Origin of the sequence: Sulfurimonas lithotrophica, from assembly GCF_009258225.1 — a bacterium.
Lineage (GTDB): Bacteria > Campylobacterota > Campylobacteria > Campylobacterales > Sulfurimonadaceae > Sulfurimonas > Sulfurimonas lithotrophica.
Genome location: NZ_CP043617.1, coordinates 2,315,225 through 2,330,077, shown reverse-complemented (window position 1 = coordinate 2,330,077; position 14,853 = coordinate 2,315,225). Strand labels below are relative to the sequence as shown.

Annotated in this window: 15 protein-coding genes and 1 tRNA gene; 10 read left to right on the top strand and 6 right to left on the bottom strand. The window is 34.2% G+C overall.

Going from position 1 to position 14,853, the window contains the following annotated elements; genetic code table 11:
- Positions 1 to 47 precede the first annotated feature (47 nt).
- The 4 genes from FJR48_RS11655 to FJR48_RS11640 all read left to right on the top strand — a co-directional run bounded on the left by FJR48_RS11655 (position 48) and on the right by FJR48_RS11640 (position 3,619).
- Complete coding sequence (locus FJR48_RS11655; protein ID WP_152308293.1) at positions 48 to 1,628, top strand: FAD-dependent oxidoreductase; 1,581 nt, start codon at positions 48 to 50, stop codon at positions 1,626 to 1,628.
- Positions 1,625 to 2,314 (top strand): succinate dehydrogenase/fumarate reductase iron-sulfur subunit, encoded by a 690-nt coding sequence (locus tag FJR48_RS11650; RefSeq protein WP_152308292.1) that lies wholly within the window; start codon positions 1,625 to 1,627, stop codon positions 2,312 to 2,314. The genes FJR48_RS11655 and FJR48_RS11650 overlap by 4 nt, the downstream gene beginning before the upstream one ends.
- 169 nt (positions 2,315 to 2,483) lie before the next feature.
- A complete protein-coding gene (locus FJR48_RS11645) occupies positions 2,484 to 2,981 on the top strand; it encodes a YajQ family cyclic di-GMP-binding protein (RefSeq protein ID WP_152308291.1) in 498 nt (165 codons plus the stop codon).
- An 11-nt stretch (positions 2,982 to 2,992) separates the two neighbouring features.
- Complete coding sequence (locus FJR48_RS11640) at positions 2,993 to 3,619, top strand: DNA-binding protein (protein WP_152308290.1); 627 nt, start codon at positions 2,993 to 2,995, stop codon at positions 3,617 to 3,619.
- Positions 3,620 to 3,626: 7 nt separating this feature from the next.
- Here FJR48_RS11640 and FJR48_RS11635 read toward each other — a convergent pair whose 3' ends face one another.
- Positions 3,627 to 5,552 (bottom strand): DUF1538 domain-containing protein, encoded by a 1,926-nt coding sequence (locus FJR48_RS11635; RefSeq protein WP_152308289.1) that lies wholly within the window; start codon positions 5,550 to 5,552, stop codon positions 3,627 to 3,629.
- A gap of 136 nt (positions 5,553 to 5,688) precedes the next feature.
- Here FJR48_RS11635 and FJR48_RS11630 point away from each other — a divergent pair.
- Both FJR48_RS11630 and FJR48_RS11625 read left to right on the top strand, forming a co-directional pair.
- Positions 5,689 to 5,776: transfer RNA gene (locus FJR48_RS11630), tRNA-Ser, on the top strand.
- A gap of 14 nt (positions 5,777 to 5,790) precedes the next feature.
- Positions 5,791 to 6,225: a hypothetical protein gene (locus FJR48_RS11625; protein WP_152308288.1), complete on the top strand. Its 435-nt coding sequence runs from the start codon at positions 5,791 to 5,793 to the stop codon at positions 6,223 to 6,225.
- Here the strand turns inward: FJR48_RS11625 and FJR48_RS11620 are convergent.
- From FJR48_RS11620 to FJR48_RS11610, 3 genes are read right to left on the bottom strand one after another with little or no spacing between them, the layout of a single operon-like run.
- Positions 6,215 to 8,614 carry an efflux RND transporter permease subunit gene (locus FJR48_RS11620; protein ID WP_152308287.1) on the bottom strand — a complete coding sequence of 800 codons (2,400 nt, stop codon included), beginning with the start codon at positions 8,612 to 8,614 and terminating at the stop codon, positions 6,215 to 6,217. The genes FJR48_RS11625 and FJR48_RS11620 overlap by 11 nt on opposite strands.
- Positions 8,611 to 9,195: an MlaC/ttg2D family ABC transporter substrate-binding protein gene (locus FJR48_RS11615; protein ID WP_152308286.1), complete on the bottom strand. Its 585-nt coding sequence runs from the start codon at positions 9,193 to 9,195 to the stop codon at positions 8,611 to 8,613. Before FJR48_RS11615 ends, FJR48_RS11620 begins: the two co-directional genes overlap by 4 nt.
- 1 nt (position 9,196) lies before the next feature.
- Positions 9,197 to 9,943 (bottom strand): MlaA family lipoprotein, encoded by a 747-nt coding sequence (locus tag FJR48_RS11610; RefSeq protein WP_152308285.1) that lies wholly within the window; start codon positions 9,941 to 9,943, stop codon positions 9,197 to 9,199.
- A gap of 106 nt (positions 9,944 to 10,049) precedes the next feature.
- Between FJR48_RS11610 and FJR48_RS11605 the strand changes: the two genes are divergently transcribed.
- Entirely contained in the window at positions 10,050 to 10,841 is a 792-nt protein-coding gene (locus tag FJR48_RS11605; protein WP_152308284.1) for a TrmH family RNA methyltransferase, read from the top strand.
- A gap of 14 nt (positions 10,842 to 10,855) precedes the next feature.
- A complete protein-coding gene (gene dbpA / locus FJR48_RS11600; RefSeq protein ID WP_152308283.1) occupies positions 10,856 to 12,217 on the top strand; it encodes an ATP-dependent RNA helicase DbpA in 1,362 nt (453 codons plus the stop codon).
- On the opposite strand, the gene FJR48_RS11595 is transcribed toward dbpA, so the two are convergent.
- Together FJR48_RS11595 and FJR48_RS11590 are read right to left on the bottom strand one after the other, a co-directional pair.
- Entirely contained in the window at positions 12,201 to 13,349 is a 1,149-nt protein-coding gene (locus FJR48_RS11595) for a sensor histidine kinase (protein WP_152308282.1), read from the bottom strand. The two genes, dbpA and FJR48_RS11595, sit on opposite strands and share 17 nt — an antisense overlap.
- Positions 13,342 to 13,995, bottom strand: a complete 654-nt coding sequence (locus tag FJR48_RS11590) for a response regulator transcription factor (protein WP_152308281.1) — start codon at positions 13,993 to 13,995, stop codon at positions 13,342 to 13,344. Before FJR48_RS11590 ends, FJR48_RS11595 begins: the two co-directional genes overlap by 8 nt.
- A 104-nt stretch (positions 13,996 to 14,099) precedes the next feature.
- Between FJR48_RS11590 and FJR48_RS11585 the strand changes: the two genes are divergently transcribed.
- Together FJR48_RS11585 and FJR48_RS11580 are read left to right on the top strand one after the other, a co-directional pair.
- Positions 14,100 to 14,369, top strand: a complete 270-nt coding sequence (locus tag FJR48_RS11585; RefSeq protein ID WP_152308280.1) for an HvfA family oxazolone/thioamide-modified RiPP metallophore — start codon at positions 14,100 to 14,102, stop codon at positions 14,367 to 14,369.
- 34 nt (positions 14,370 to 14,403) lie between these two features.
- Complete coding sequence (locus tag FJR48_RS11580; protein WP_152308279.1) at positions 14,404 to 14,847, top strand: HvfX family Cu-binding RiPP maturation protein; 444 nt, start codon at positions 14,404 to 14,406, stop codon at positions 14,845 to 14,847.
- The last annotated feature ends 6 nt before the right edge of the window (positions 14,848 to 14,853 follow it).

Below are 14,853 nucleotides of genomic sequence, written 5' to 3'. Positions count from 1 at the left end.
ATAATTCATCTAATTAAAGGATAACTCTGAATAAGGAAGTTATAAATATGCAAAACAAAGTTTTAGTTATAGGTAGCGGAGGAGCCGGACTTGTTGCGGCTTTAAATGCTCATGAAGCAGGTGCAGACGTTACTGTTTTAACAAAAGATTATCCAACACGTGCTCAAACATCTATGGCACAAGGCGGTATAAACGCGGTTTTAAAACACTCGCAAAACGACAGTGTTGAAGCACACATTGCTAACACTTTAAAATCAGCTCACGGAATCGCCAGTGAGGAGGAAGTAAAAAAACTCTGCACAGAAGCTGTAGATGCAGTAGAGTGGTTGGATAATATCGGGGTTCAGTTCTCACGCACAAAAGATGGAAAAATCGCACATCGACGTCTTGGCGGTGCAAGTGGAGACAGAGCTTGTTATGCACAAGATTATACGGGCTTAAAAATTTTACATACTCTTTATGATCAGGTTATTTCTAAAAATATTGAAATTATAAATGACAGATTTCTCTTAGATATTATAACTAAGCAAAACAAAGTTGAAGGTGTTAGTGTTTTAAACAAACGCAGCGGCGAAGTAGAAGTATATAGTGCAAATGCTGTTGTTTTGGCAACAGGCGGTTATGCCCGCATCTATGATAAACACTCGACAAATGCAGTAGGAACAAGCGGAGACGGTATAGCTGCGGCAATTAGAGCAGGAGCAAGAGTCAGCGACATGGAGTTTGTTCAGTTTCATCCTACGGCACTTAAAAACTCATCTATCCTAATATCCGAATCTGCCCGTGGGGCAGGCGGGCATCTGCTAAACTCCAAAAGTGAGCGTTTTGTAGATGAATTGTTACCGCGTGATGAAGTAGCCCGTGCCATCCATGAAGAGATGCAAAAGGGTGAGGATATATTTTTAGATATCCGTCACTTGGGCGAAGAGTTTATAGATGAAGAACTTCCCCAAGAGAGAAAACTGGCAAAACTTTATGAAAATGTAGATCCCGTATATGATTTAATCCCTATCAAACCCGTAGCGCATTATACGATGGGTGGTATAGAGGTAGATAAAAACTCACAAACCAAAGTTGAGGGTTTGTTTGCCTGTGGAGAGTGTGCAAACCATAGAGTCCACGGTGCAAACCGTTTGGGCGGTAACTCACTTTTAGAGTTAGTAGTATTTGGACGCGAAGCGGGAGTAAGTGCCGCAGATTATGCTAAAAATATTAGTGTAGATGCCAGTGTTGATAAAATAGAGTCGAATAATATTTTAGATGAAATAAATACTTATACAAACGATATAAATTTTTATGAAGCAAGAACTGCTTTAGGGGATATGTTTTATAAAAACGTAGGTATTTCAAGAGATAAAAAAAGTTTGCAAGAGAGTTTAAAAACTATAAAAGATTATATATCCAAACTACATCTAATGGGTGTAAAAGATAAGTCTAAAATCTATAACACAAACCTAATAGAGTTTTTAGAGTTTAAAAATATGTTAGAACTCTCCAGACTTGTTTTAAAAGGCGCACTTGATAGAGAAGAAAGCAGGGGTGCTCACTATAGAAGTGATTTTCCAAATGAAAATGAAGCCTATGCCAAGCATACGATAGTAGATATAAACGGAGTTGTAGCATCATGAACATAAAAATAAAAAGAGACGAGTTAGTAGAATACAATGTTTCAGAGTTAAAAGGTGCGACGCTTTTAGAGACTCTTAATTATATAAAAACAAAAATAGATCCTACTCTTACATACTCTAGCGGATGCAGAAGCAGTGTTTGTGGTAGCTGTGCAGTGCGTGTAAATGAAAAAGAGGTACTGGCTTGTTCATATAAAGTTCAAGAAGGTGATGTCATAGAGCCTTTAAAAAATGTAGAAGTTATACGTGATTTGGTTGTAAATATGGACAAGGCTTACGAGTTTAATGCAAAGTCAAAAGCTTGGATAAATAAAAGTGCATCTACACCTGATGTCACTCAAGAAAATGAAAAACTAAATGAGGTGCAGAGTGACTGCATACTATGTGCATCTTGTTACAGTGCTTGTCCGGTATATGCGGTAAACCCCGAGTTTAAAGGTCCTTTTTCACTAACACGTGTGTATAAATACGTAAGTGATGTTAGAGATTCGGATGCAAAAGAAAAAATAGATGTTATTCAAACTAACGGTATTTGGGATTGTACCTTATGTAACGAGTGTACAATGGTTTGTCCACAGGATATATCAAGCAAAGCCGATATCGAAAAACTGAGAATGAAATCTACCCAATACGGTTATATGGATCCAAACTTTGGAAGCTTTGACGGGGGACTTGACTTTCTTTAGTTAGTAGTTGTGTTATAATATCCTCAAATAATAAATTGCACAAGTGCAATTGGGCTTCCTGCCGAAGGAATCCTAGTGATAACGTAACAAAAGAGATTACTCTTTTTTGTGTTATTTATAAATGGAGGGTTTCCTTTCATTTTATGAAATAAAATTAAAGGGATATGTTATGGCAAAAGAACACTCGTTTGATATAACGGCAAAAATAGATTTGCAAAATTTCAAAAATGCAATCAATCTTGTTGATAGGGAAGTGGCAAACAGGTATGATTTTAAAGGCACACCGTATGAAGTTAACTTTAGAGAAAAAGAGAAACTTCTTATTTTAGTAGCATCAAGCGATAACAAACTAGATGCACTTAAAGATATCGTTATATCCAAGTTTTTAAAACAGGGTCTTAGTTCAAAAGTTTTGGACGAGTTAAAAGTTGAAGATGCATCGGGTGGGACAAGAAAAGCTACATTTAAAGTCGTAGATTATATAGAGACTAAAGAAGCAAAAAAAATCACGGCAGATATCAAAAAAATGAAGTTAAAAGTTACCGCTCAGATAGAGGGTGACAGCATAAGAGTTAAGGGTAAAAATCTTGATGATTTGCAAAAGGTTATAAAAGAGATTCGTTCAAGCGAGTGGGAAGCTCCGCTAACATTTGAAAATATGAGATAATTGGAGATACGATGGATAAGATGAGTATAGCTGAGGCTGCAGAGTTTTTTGGTGTATCTAAAGAGGCAATTCATAACAGAATAAGACGTGGTTCTTTGGTAAGTGAAGTTGAAGATGGACAAAAATATGTCATGGTTGATTCTGATTCACAAGCTACGACCAAGCCGTCTAAAAAAACAACTACAAACAGGTCAAATAATACTCATACAGATTCGAAGTATTATAAACTTTTAGAAGAACAAAATTCACAACTTCAAAATAAAGTGGAAAAACTTGAAACTGAAACTAGAACTCTGCGTGACCAAAAAGAGCAGATGCTTATTGAGGAGCGTATAAAGATAGAAAATATTTATAAAGAAAAAGATGAACAGCTAAAAAATATAATAAATATGATTTCATCTAATCTTATGTTGGAAACAAAACCTACTATTGAGACTGCCGAGAGTGTGGAAGCTGAAATAGAAGCGGAGGAATGGATATCACTTAATAAGTTTTTAAAATCACGTGACGTTAAAAAAAGTAAACGTAAAAAAATAATCAAAGACTTTGTCAAAAAAGCAGAAAAAGGCGATGAAAGCATTCTGCTAAAAGATAAAAAATGTTATATAGACATAAACAGGTTTGAATACGACTTATAGCATCAGGCTATAAGTCTGCTAGTTTTAGGGTTAAACCTTTTAGGTGTGTGATAGGGTATGAATATGCGATACCGTCACCCTCACCCGTAATATCCAAGTCTTTCATAATTCGTTTAATTATACTCTCTACGTTTCTTGTCGGCGTAATAAACATTAGGTTTGAATCTGTTGCATCGCTATGAAGGCGAGTATAAAAGTTATCCATCTCTTCAAGTCCCATTCCGTGAGCCTGCATTATAGTCACACCTCTTGCTCCTGCTTCTTTAGCCGCTATAAGTGCTTCATCTTCTCTGTCTTTAGGTACAATAACATGTACCGCGGAAAATTGCATCGTATAAGAATGTCTTTTATCTGTTCCTTGAACATTTACGGTAGATAGACCCATGTCTTCTGCATGTTCAAGTGCATGACGAAGCTCTTCCATATGCAACTCTTCTTTTTCCTGTTGTCCTTTGATGCCCATCTTTTCGGTTATAACACCGTAACTCATAACAGTTAGCATCGGAAAAAGAGATGCAAAAGCGATTAGCCCAAAACCGTCAATAAGCGGATCGCGTCCGGGTATGTTTGTAGCAAGCCCGAGTCCTAGTGCCGCAACTAGTGGAACGGTTACGGTAGATGTAGTTACCCCGCCGCTATCATATGCAATAGGGATTATATATTTTGGTGCGATAAATGTTAATACTATAACAAAGATATAACCCACAGAGATATAGTAAACAATATCTCCACCGTGTACAATCCTAAACGCACCAAGAGCGATACCGAGTGCTACACCCAAAGCTACAAAGGCTCGAAGAACAAAATCGTTTATTTTACCGTCGGATATTTGTTGGGCTTTTTTTGCAATAGCAGTAAGTGAGGGTTCGGCCATAGTCGTCGAAAAACCTATCGCGAATGCAAATGAGTAGATAATTACGTGAGAATCATTTTGTGTCAGTTGCAATGCCATCATCTCACCTAGTGAGAATAGACCCATTTCCAAACCGACTATAAAAGCATCTAAACCGATAATAACTAAAGCAAAACCTATAACTACGTTTCTAAAATTTTCAATTGGTTTTTTTAGTACAACGTATTGAAAAAATAAAATAACCAAAAGAATAGGAGCCACATCTCCTATAACCGCTAAAATACCTTTGAGTATGTTTATAATTGAAAGATTATATGCCGTAGATGTTTCAGCCAAATGGGAAGCGACTTTTTTTACGGTTTGTGTTGCTTCAACATACTCATATACAAATATACCGTAAAACTGTACAAATATCATAGGCGTAAGCGATGCAAAGGCTATAAGCCCAAAACCATCAAGTACAGGATTGCGACCCTTTATTGTAGATGCAAGACCGATGCCCAGTGCCGCAACAAGCGGAACAGTTACCGTTGAGGTTGTAACACCGCCTAAATCAAATGCTAAACCTACTATTTCATGCGGAGATATCGTTGTAGAAGCTACGACCAGAATATAACCTGCAATGATATAATAGTGAATAGGATGACCTTTAATAATCCTCCAAACACCAAGGACTATTGCAAACCCCACGGAAAATGCTACAACCATACGAAGTGTGAATGCATCTATACGACCGCTACTTATGGCTGCGGCTTTTTCGGCAATTACGACAAGTGCAGGTTCGGCTACGGTTGTACCAAAACCTATCATAAAGGCAAAAAGTATTATCCAGAATGTTGAGCCTTTATGTGCAAAGTCTCTGGCTAAACCCTCACCGACAGGAAAAATCCCAACTTCAAGACCGAGTAAAAATACGGCTAAACCGATACCTACGATTGTTAAACCGATTGTTGTACTTAACCAGTTTTCCGGTATAGTTTGTATGATTGCTAATTGAAAAAATAAGATTACCAATATAATAGGCAATAAGTCTCTAAAAGATTCTTTAAGCAGTTTCAAAAAAGAGGCAAAGTTTAACAAGCTATGTTTCTCCCCATTACAATTTTATATGTAATTGTAACCATTTCATCTTTAAATAGCATTTTATTTAACTAATATCTTATGTTGTTTAATGATAAATTAGAAAAATTATTGTAAAATCACGTTTGTACTTCAAGGACAGCTGGCCGAGTGGTCGAAGGCGCTCGCCTGGAACGCGAGTATAGGGCAACCTATCGAGGGTTCGAATCCCTCGTTGTCCACCATAAAAGGTAGTAATATGGAAGCTAGTTTATTAATTCAGGCAATAGCAGGCTTAGTTATTATACTTGGAGGTCTATTATTCATACTACTAAAACCAAGCAATACTAAAAAAACAAAAACTATAAATATAAAATCATCCGATAAATCAAAACAGAAAATAGATTTAAATTCACTTAGACACATTATAAGAAATAGAAACTCCTCTAAAGCTCAGCTTTCCGAAGCAGTGGATTTGGTTATAAAACATCATGGAAAAATCCCCGATAAAATGGGACTTAGGTTAAATCCGCAATTTGATGTATATATGGAGATGATGATATCTTTATGCAGACATAAAAATGCCACTAAAGATATCGTTTTAAAATTTGACAGAGAACTTACGAGAGGTAATCCGGATTATAAGAGTGAAATAAACGATGCGGTAACAAAAGGGCTAAACTCTAGAAAGTAGAGTTTGCTTTTTTGGCTACTCCTTTAAAAGCATTTAGGCTAATTACAAGTCTTGGCAATAAAAGAAGGTCTGTTGCAAGAGCTACAAGCATAGCTACAACGGTTAGTAAACCAAAATATATAGTCGGTGTAAATTCCGATAAAACCAATACTAAAAATCCTATAGAGATAGCAAGCGAGGTATAAGTCATAGCATGACCTATACTTGTATGTGAACTTTGCATCGCATCTATGTAGTTTCCAAATTTTAAATACTCGTTTTTATATCTATACAGATAGTGTATAGTATCGTCCACGGCTATACCGATACTGATAGATGCAATGGTTATCGTCATCATATCAAGCGGAATTGAAAACCAACCCATAAATCCAAATACTATACCAATAGGGATAATATTTGCGATAATTGCAGCCAAACCTATACGAAAAGATTTAAAAATACTCCAAAACATAACAAACAAAAGTATAACCATAACGCTTAGAGTTAGTATTTGAGATTTGAAAAGACTCTGAAGCATATTGTTATAAAGTACCATAAGTCCAGATAGATGAATATGCTCTTTTTTTATACCTACTTTTTCGTGAAGTTCTGCTCTTATCTTTTTTAAAAGTTCATCCCTGCGTAGGTCGGGATTTGAATCGACTATACGTATGGTAAATCTGACCTGATTGTCTTTTATGCTCAGATACGGGTTTAATATCTGTTTTTTTAAATCATCAGGAAATTCGTTATATAAAAGGGCAAGTTGAAAGTTCCCAAGGTCTTCATTATTGTTTATCGTTTTACCTACCCGTAAAACAGTTCCAAAAGAGAGGACTTTCCCAAGTTCGGGTATTGATTCTAAATAGGCATGAATTTTTTCTATTTTTTGCATCTTTGTAGATGTAAACCAGTATTGGTTTTCCTGCTCTTTGGTTTCAAACTCGTTTTCAAAATCATCTAGCATATTTTCTTCAAACTCTCCAAAAGCAGAGTTCTTTTGTTTTTGGGAAGTCTCTTGTATAGTCGTGTCTTCTATTAAATCTATCGTAACGTCAAGCGGAGTAGTACCTCCAAGCTGTTTATCTATAATACTCATACCTTGAAATATTTCTGTAGAAGATTTGAAATAGTTTATAAAACTATTCTCTACAACGAGTTTGGAAGCACCGCTGATGCTAAAGAGTATTGTTAAAAAACTTAAAATAAATATAGCCTTGTAGTGTTTTTGAACTATATTTGATAAAAGTTGAGTTATTGCAAACTGTTTTTCAAATGTTTTATTCGGAGGGGAGGGTTTTAGAAAAACCATAAGTGAACCAAATAAAATATATGTAAGAAAAAATGATAGTACCAAACTCGCACTCATCATCCATCCAAGGTTAATTACGGGCAAGATGCCTGATAGTACGAGAGATGAAAAACCTGCTATGGTAGTAATAACGGCAAAAAAAGTAGGTTTTACCATAGACGATACTGTTTTTAAAATTAAGTCTTTTTGAATAAGTTTGGTTGAATTAGATGCCAACTCTCTATATCTAACTACCAAGTGAATGATAATTGAAGTGGTTAAAATTAACTGAAAAGATATAAAGTTTGATGAAACAACGGTAACTTGCCATTCAAATAGTCCAAGCAGACCTATTGATGAAACAATAGCCGCAAAAAGGATGATAAGCGGAAGAAGTACCCATTTAATCTCTTTAAAAACTACGTATAAAATTAAAATAAGTAAAAAAAGTACGATAACCCCATAATTTTTTAAGTCACTTTTGACGTAAGATATCATATCGTCGGCTATCATATTAGCACCGCCGAGAAACATATCTGCATCTGCTTGGTATTTTTTCATAATGGAGCGGATTTCAACTATATTTTTATGTTGGACATCTTTTGAGAAATTGTCTTTTAGGTTAATCATAATTGAAGTTGTTTTAAAATCCGGACTTACAAAATTTTCGATATATAATGGGTTGTTTAAAAGCTCTTTTTTTACCTCATCTTTATTTATCCCTTTTGTTTCTAAAGTTTTAGCCCCTTCTGCAAGTTGTTCAAAAGAGAGCTTGGAGGTCTCAAGAAGAGGAATATTTAAAATAGTGTTAACGGAATCTACAAGCGGAAGCTTTTGCAAATCAGAAGATATTTTTTTAATATTTTTTAATGTGTCATCGCTTAAAAGATAAGATTTTGGCGTATATGCTATCATAAGCAGGTCTTGAGATTTGTATCTCTTATAAACTTCTCTTGAATAAGCAAGATCTTTATCGTTTTCCAAAAGAAGTGTTTTAGCGGATGCATCAACCTCTAGCTTAAAAGCTTCAAAAGCTAAAAAACCAACAAGTAAAAATATAAAAAAAAGCGTATATTTCGTATATTTAAAAACAATCTTGCTGTATAAATCTTTTATCATGTCTGTTGTTTTAGTTTTGTAAGCAACTCTTCAAATGAGTGCTCACTTAAATAACTTTTAAATTGTGAACGGTAACTTTGTAAAATACTGACGTTTGCAATCTCCAAATCATATATAAGCCATTTTTGTTCTTTGTTTTTGTAAAACTTATAAATAACAAGTGTGCTTCCCGAATCACCGTCGATAGTAGCCTTTACAAAAACGCGGTTACCTTTGTTTTGTTTTGATTCTCTTACATTTGAAGAAGTTCCTTTTAACAAATCAATTCTATCTAGGTAAAAATCTTTAATATAGTCTTCAAAAATATTTGTAAATTCGTGATATTGTTTTTTTGATATGGAACTTCTGATATTTTTGTCTAAAGATAATCTAGCCATAAGTTTAAAGTCAAAAAGAGGTATTACTTCTTGGATGATTTTTTCTCTTCTGGTTTTAGCATCGTTTTTATCATCGTTTAAAATTTCGTAAAAATTATTTGATATTACGGCCATTTTGTCAAAAAGAAGTTTTTCATCTGCATTTTGGGCATTAAGATAAATCGGTAAAAAAATACCAAGCAAAAAGCTGACAAATATTTTCATTTTATTCCCCTATTAGTTTGTTCCTGTTTTGCTCGTAAGCATCTCTGATAAACGGATATAAATCTATAGCGCCTTTGGTTAAATCGCTATAGCTGGTATCACCTAGAGAGTATTCGTTTATATCTTTATATCCCCTTACTAGAGTATAAGTGGCGTATGATACCATATCATCATTAATTTTCATACTTGCATGATAGCTGGGATTTAAATAGTTATCTGTTATGTTTCCAAAAAGATCTCTTATATTATATTGACCGAAAAAAGGCATAACTATAGGAAAACCTGAACCTACGCCGTAGTATCCGAGTGTTTGACCTAAATCTTCCTTGTGCGGTTTTATTCCAAACCAGCTATCTGCCACGTCAAACAAACCTAAAATACCAAGAGTAGAGTTTGTTAAAAAACGTACGGTTTCGGTAAAAGAGTATTTAAACTTTAATTGCAAGAGATTGCTTGTAACGCTTACGGGATAATTTAGATTTTCAAAAAAATTATATATCGATTTTCTGGCACAAAAAGGCATTATATATCTATAACCGTTCGTTACCGGTTCGACGATACTTATCATCAACTTATCATTAACGTTTGTCATAAAACGATTGTAGCCTATAAGCGGGTCATATACCTCTACGGCAGAAGTTTTAGACGAAAATTCATTTTCAAACTCATCTTCAAATCCGCCGTCGTTAAAATCTTCACTAAACAGGTTTAGTGAGAATACTAAAAAAAAAGCAAAAACTATCTTCATATATCTAATCTATTTCCCAAATATTTTTAATATTATAATTTATGTATTTTAGCTAATTTTTGTAACTAATATCTATATTTTTATTTTTCGTATGATACCATAAAGAATGGAGTTGATTAAAATAAAAAATATAAATGATAAAAACTTAAAAATATACCATCAGATGCGTGATAATGCATTTGATGAGTTAAACTCTTTTGTGGCGGATTCTCCTAAGGTTGTGAATATTCTTTTGCAAAGCAAATTGGAGCTAAAAAGCAAATTGGAGCTAAAAAGTATATTGGCTACAAAAGAGTATTTTGAAGAGTTTAAATCACTTTTGGAGCAAAGAGACGATTTGCTTTGTTACGAGGCAACAAAAGAGCAGATGCAGACATTGGTCGGACATAAGATTCATCATAACTGTATGCTGCAGGGTATTCGTCCAAAAGAAAATGCTTTGGATGAACTCGGTAAAAATATACTAATGCTTGATAATATAACATCGAGTGAAAATGTCGGCTCAATAGCTAGAAGTATGGCAGGTCTCGGTGTCGGCTCATACCTTTTACCAAAAGAATCACCGCATCCGTACGGAAGACGTGCCTTGCGTGTATCTATGGGATATATGAGCAGATTAAAGTATTGCATCTATGATGATATTCTTTCAACCATAGATAAACTAAAAGCTGAAGGTTATAAAATTTATGCAGCTGAATTAACGTCAAATTCGATACCTTTAAAAGATGTAAAAGTCAGTGATAAATGGGTGTTGATTATGGGAAGTGAAGGACACGGTATATCAAAAGAGGTACTAGAAGTTTGTGATGAGGTTGTAAATATTGAGATGATGCAAGATGTTAAAAGTTTTAACGTCTCCGTAGCGGCTTCAATTATGATGTATAAGTTTGTTAATTAAGATATACTTTCACTATGAATACACAAAACTTCTCCTCTTTAAATTTAACAGACGCAATGCTTAAAAACTTGGAAAAAATCGGTTACAAACATATGACACCGATTCAAGCTAAGGCTCTTCCTTTTATACTGAAAAAAAATGATTTAATAGCCAAAGCAAAAACAGGAAGCGGTAAAACCGCAGCTTTTGGCATCGGACTTTTAAGCAACCTTGATATTAAAAAATTTCGTGTCCAATCCCTTGTACTTTGTCCTACCCGCGAACTTGCCGATCAAGTTGCAAATGAGCTTCGCCAAATTGCAAAATTTGCACACAATATTAAGATATTAACACTTTGCGGCGGTGTGGCTTTTGGTCCTCAACTTGGTTCACTCAGGCATCAGGCACATATAATAGTAGGTACGCCCGGACGTGTTTTAAAGCATCTGAACAAAAACTCTTTAAGTCTTCAAGATTTAAATATGCTGGTACTCGATGAGGCTGACAGGATGCTTGATATGGGTTTTATAGAAGAGATTCAAAATGTTATAGATTTTGCACCAAAGAAAAGACAGACTCTTCTTTTCTCGGCAACGTATCCAGATGAGATAAAAGATCTGTGTAAAAGTATTTTGGATAATCCTATAGAGGTCGAAGCCCATTTGCAAGAAGTTCCAAATGAGATTAGCGAGTATTTTTACGAAGTTAAAGCAAATGAAAAAGTTAAAACATTAGTTGAAATTTTTAGCAGATATAAACCAAACGATGTGATTGTTTTTTGTAATACAAAACTAGAATGTGATGAGTTGGCGGGTGAACTTCAAGACTCAAACATAGATGCCCTTGCTTTACACGGAGACTTGGAACAGTATGAGCGTAACGACGTGTTAGTACAGTTTTCAAACAAAAGTTGCCCTGTGTTAGTAGCTACCGATGTAGCTGCACGTGGTCTTGATATAAAAGATTTGGATATGGTTGTAAACTATAACCTGCCTTTTACTCAGGAGACATACACACATAGAATAGGTCGGACAGGTCGTGCAGGTGCAAAGGGCATCAGTATAACTCTTTACATAGATAAAGAGTTAGAAAAAGCAGATGAATACAAAGATGAAAAAAGAGAATTTTTAAAAATAGATAATTTTTCGGATACATCAACTTTTAAAATGCAACCGGAGTTTGTAACTCTTGTGATTGAAGGCGGAAAAAAGGACAAGCTAAGAAAAGGAGATATCTTAGGTTCACTAACGGGAGATATAGGCTTGAGCGGTGAAAATATCGGTAAAATCGACATCTACGACAGACAAACATATGTAGCATTAAAGAATGGTTTTGAAGAAAATATCATAAAAAACATTATAATTAAGAAAAAACGATTTACTACTTGGATTTTGTAAAATAAATAGTTATTTTAGTACCTACGTTAACGGTTGAGTTTATCTCTATTTTAAAACTATATTCTTTTATTATGCTCTCTATAATGCTCATTCCGACACCAAAACCGCCTGCATAAGAATTAGCACGTGTAAACCTTTTAAAAATTGTTTTTAGCTTTTTATCTTCAATACCGATACCTTCATCCTCAACAATAAGTTTTGTCTCATCTAAATAGATCTTTATGTTTGAATTTGGATGGGAATATTTTATGGAGTTGCTAAGTAGATTGTTTATAAGCATTTTTGCTTTTGTAGGGGCTATAGTTATAGAACAGGGTTTAGTATCGAGTGTTAAGACTATGTTTTTTTTCTCAATCAGTTCGTTAAAATACTCTGCACTCTCTTTTACTATATTATCAAACATAACAAGTTTGTCTTTTTCTTTTGTTTCAAAGTTTATGTAACTTAGTGATGAGTATATATCATAAAGCTGTTTTGTGCTGATTGAGATATTTTGTATACTCTTTTTATTACATTCTTTTACGTCTTTTAATCTGGATGTACTCATCATAAGTGCGGTGATTGGTGTATTTAACTCATGTGTAGTATCTTTTACAAAATCTTCAATTTCTTGAATTTTGTCTTTTATAGGTTTTAAAAATATTTTTCCCAAAACTACCGCTATTATAATAATCAGCATAGCTATAGCAGTTGTTATAAAAAATATTTTTTCTCTGATTTTTTTGAGAGAAACTACAGATTCGGTATTTTGAACTACTACATATGCTATATTTAGATGATTTGCAGCTCCGTGAGATATTACCGAAAAAACATCGCCTATCATATATTTGTCTTTTGTGAAGTCTATATCTTGAATAACGGAACCGTATAGCAACTCTTTTTTCTTGTTAAAAAGACCAATAGAGGTATTTGGATATTTTTTTAAAGAGAGCGGTTTGTTCATCATATGAGCCATTATGACTTCTGAACTTACTTCGTCGCTTATATTTTTTAGTTTGTAGTAATCATTTGCTTTTTGCATAGAGACTTGAGCATTGTAAAACCAATATGACGAGGTGATTAAAAGTATAAAAGACGAACTGAGATATAAAGATAAAAAAAGCCAAAACGACTTTTGCGATGCATCATTCATATTTATAACCCTCGCCTCTTACGGTTTGGATTTTATCTTTTCCTAAATCATCTCTTAATGTTCGTATATGTGAGCGTATAGTCGCATCGCTTGGAATATTGTCGTAATCCCATATATTTTGAATAAGTTCTTCATTACTTATTACACGTGAAGGGTTTTTTATAAGATAGTGCAGTATTTTTGCATCTTTTGAACTGATACTGATAGTTTTGGAATTTTTTATCAACTCTCTTGTAGATGGATTAAAAGATATGGAATCGGATATGAAAATATTTTGATTATCCTGCAAATGAAATATTTTTTGGGTGTTTTTTATTCTTGCATTTAACTCTTCAAGTTCAAAAGGTTTTTTAATATAATCGTGTGCACCTAAATCAAAAGCTTTTTGTAGGTGCTTTGTGTCGGTATATGCCGTTATTATAATAGTCGGAGTAGTGTTGTTGTATTCTCTAAGTTCACGCAACAGCTCAAGACCGCTTTGTCCCGTGACGTTTATATCAAATATAAACAAATCATATTTTGTTTTATCTAAAAATTTATATACATCATCCGAACTATAAGCATAATCAACATCCCAAGACTCTCTTAGGTAGTCAAGAAGTATATCGGATAAAACGGCATCATCTTCCATAAGTAATATTTTCATGCATTTATTTTAGCATTATTTTTTATAACTTTAAATATAGTTTTTTTGCACAAACATTACACATTAACTGTATAATATTGTGAAATTAACACGAAGGAGATAAGATGAGTTTAGTAAAACTGTCGGCACTTTTACTTGGTGCAACGTTATTTTTGGGTATGGGTGCTACAACGCTTAGTGCAGATATGAAGTGTGGTGCAGGTAAGTGTGGATCTTCAATGAAAACACAACAAAAGAAAGATAAAAAATGCGGAGATGCCAAGTGCGGTTCCAAAAAAGAAGCTAAAAAAGATAAAAAATGCGGTGATGCCAAGTGCGGCTCCAAAAAAGAAGCTAAAAAAACTATGAAATGCGGTGCAGGTAAGTGTATGTAAATAAAGTTTAATACTCTATTTTGAGGAGTATATTATGAGATGTAAAGAATTATATTTAAAATTCAGTTCGTACGGTAACTATGCTAAAGATGCAGCTCTTCTTTTAGCAAGGTTGACTTTGGCATACGGTTTTTATACCCCGGCTATGAATAAATGGTCGGATATAGACTCCGTAGCCGTTTGGTTCGGTGAGAGTTTAGGTATCCCTTTTCCTACGTTAAATGCATATATGGCTGCATCTACGGAACTTTTGGGTGTTATACTTTTAACACTCGGATTATTCACCCGTTTAATATCCATACCGCTTATGGTTGTAATGGTAGTAGCTATAACTACCGTGCATCTTGGAAACGGTTTTAGTGCAGGCGATAACGGCTTTGAGATACCTTTATACTACTTTTTGTTTTTACTTATATTTGTTGCCAACGGTGGCGGTAAATTTTCACTTGATCGTATAATATTCGGTGAGAAAAGTTAGTATAAT

Coding starts and splice junctions, on each gene's coding strand:
- FJR48_RS11605 (WP_152308284.1), top strand. CDS start 10,050: ATGGAGTTGATTAAAATAAAAAATATAAATGATAAAAACTTAAAAATA.
- dbpA (WP_152308283.1), top strand. CDS start 10,856: ATGAATACACAAAACTTCTCCTCTTTAAATTTAACAGACGCAATGCTT.
- FJR48_RS11590 (WP_152308281.1), bottom strand. CDS start 13,995: ATGAAAATATTACTTATGGAAGATGATGCCGTTTTATCCGATATACTT.
- FJR48_RS11610 (WP_152308285.1), bottom strand. CDS start 9,943: ATGAAGATAGTTTTTGCTTTTTTTTTAGTATTCTCACTAAACCTGTTT.
- FJR48_RS11625 (WP_152308288.1), top strand. CDS start 5,791: ATGGAAGCTAGTTTATTAATTCAGGCAATAGCAGGCTTAGTTATTATA.
- FJR48_RS11620 (WP_152308287.1), bottom strand. CDS start 8,614: ATGATAAAAGATTTATACAGCAAGATTGTTTTTAAATATACGAAATAT.
- FJR48_RS11650 (WP_152308292.1), top strand. CDS start 1,625: ATGAACATAAAAATAAAAAGAGACGAGTTAGTAGAATACAATGTTTCA.
- FJR48_RS11595 (WP_152308282.1), bottom strand. CDS start 13,349: ATGAATGATGCATCGCAAAAGTCGTTTTGGCTTTTTTTATCTTTATAT.
- FJR48_RS11585 (WP_152308280.1), top strand. CDS start 14,100: ATGAGTTTAGTAAAACTGTCGGCACTTTTACTTGGTGCAACGTTATTT.
- FJR48_RS11615 (WP_152308286.1), bottom strand. CDS start 9,195: ATGAAAATATTTGTCAGCTTTTTGCTTGGTATTTTTTTACCGATTTAT.
- FJR48_RS11640 (WP_152308290.1), top strand. CDS start 2,993: ATGGATAAGATGAGTATAGCTGAGGCTGCAGAGTTTTTTGGTGTATCT.
- FJR48_RS11655 (WP_152308293.1), top strand. CDS start 48: ATGCAAAACAAAGTTTTAGTTATAGGTAGCGGAGGAGCCGGACTTGTT.
- FJR48_RS11580 (WP_152308279.1), top strand. CDS start 14,404: ATGAGATGTAAAGAATTATATTTAAAATTCAGTTCGTACGGTAACTAT.
- FJR48_RS11645 (WP_152308291.1), top strand. CDS start 2,484: ATGGCAAAAGAACACTCGTTTGATATAACGGCAAAAATAGATTTGCAA.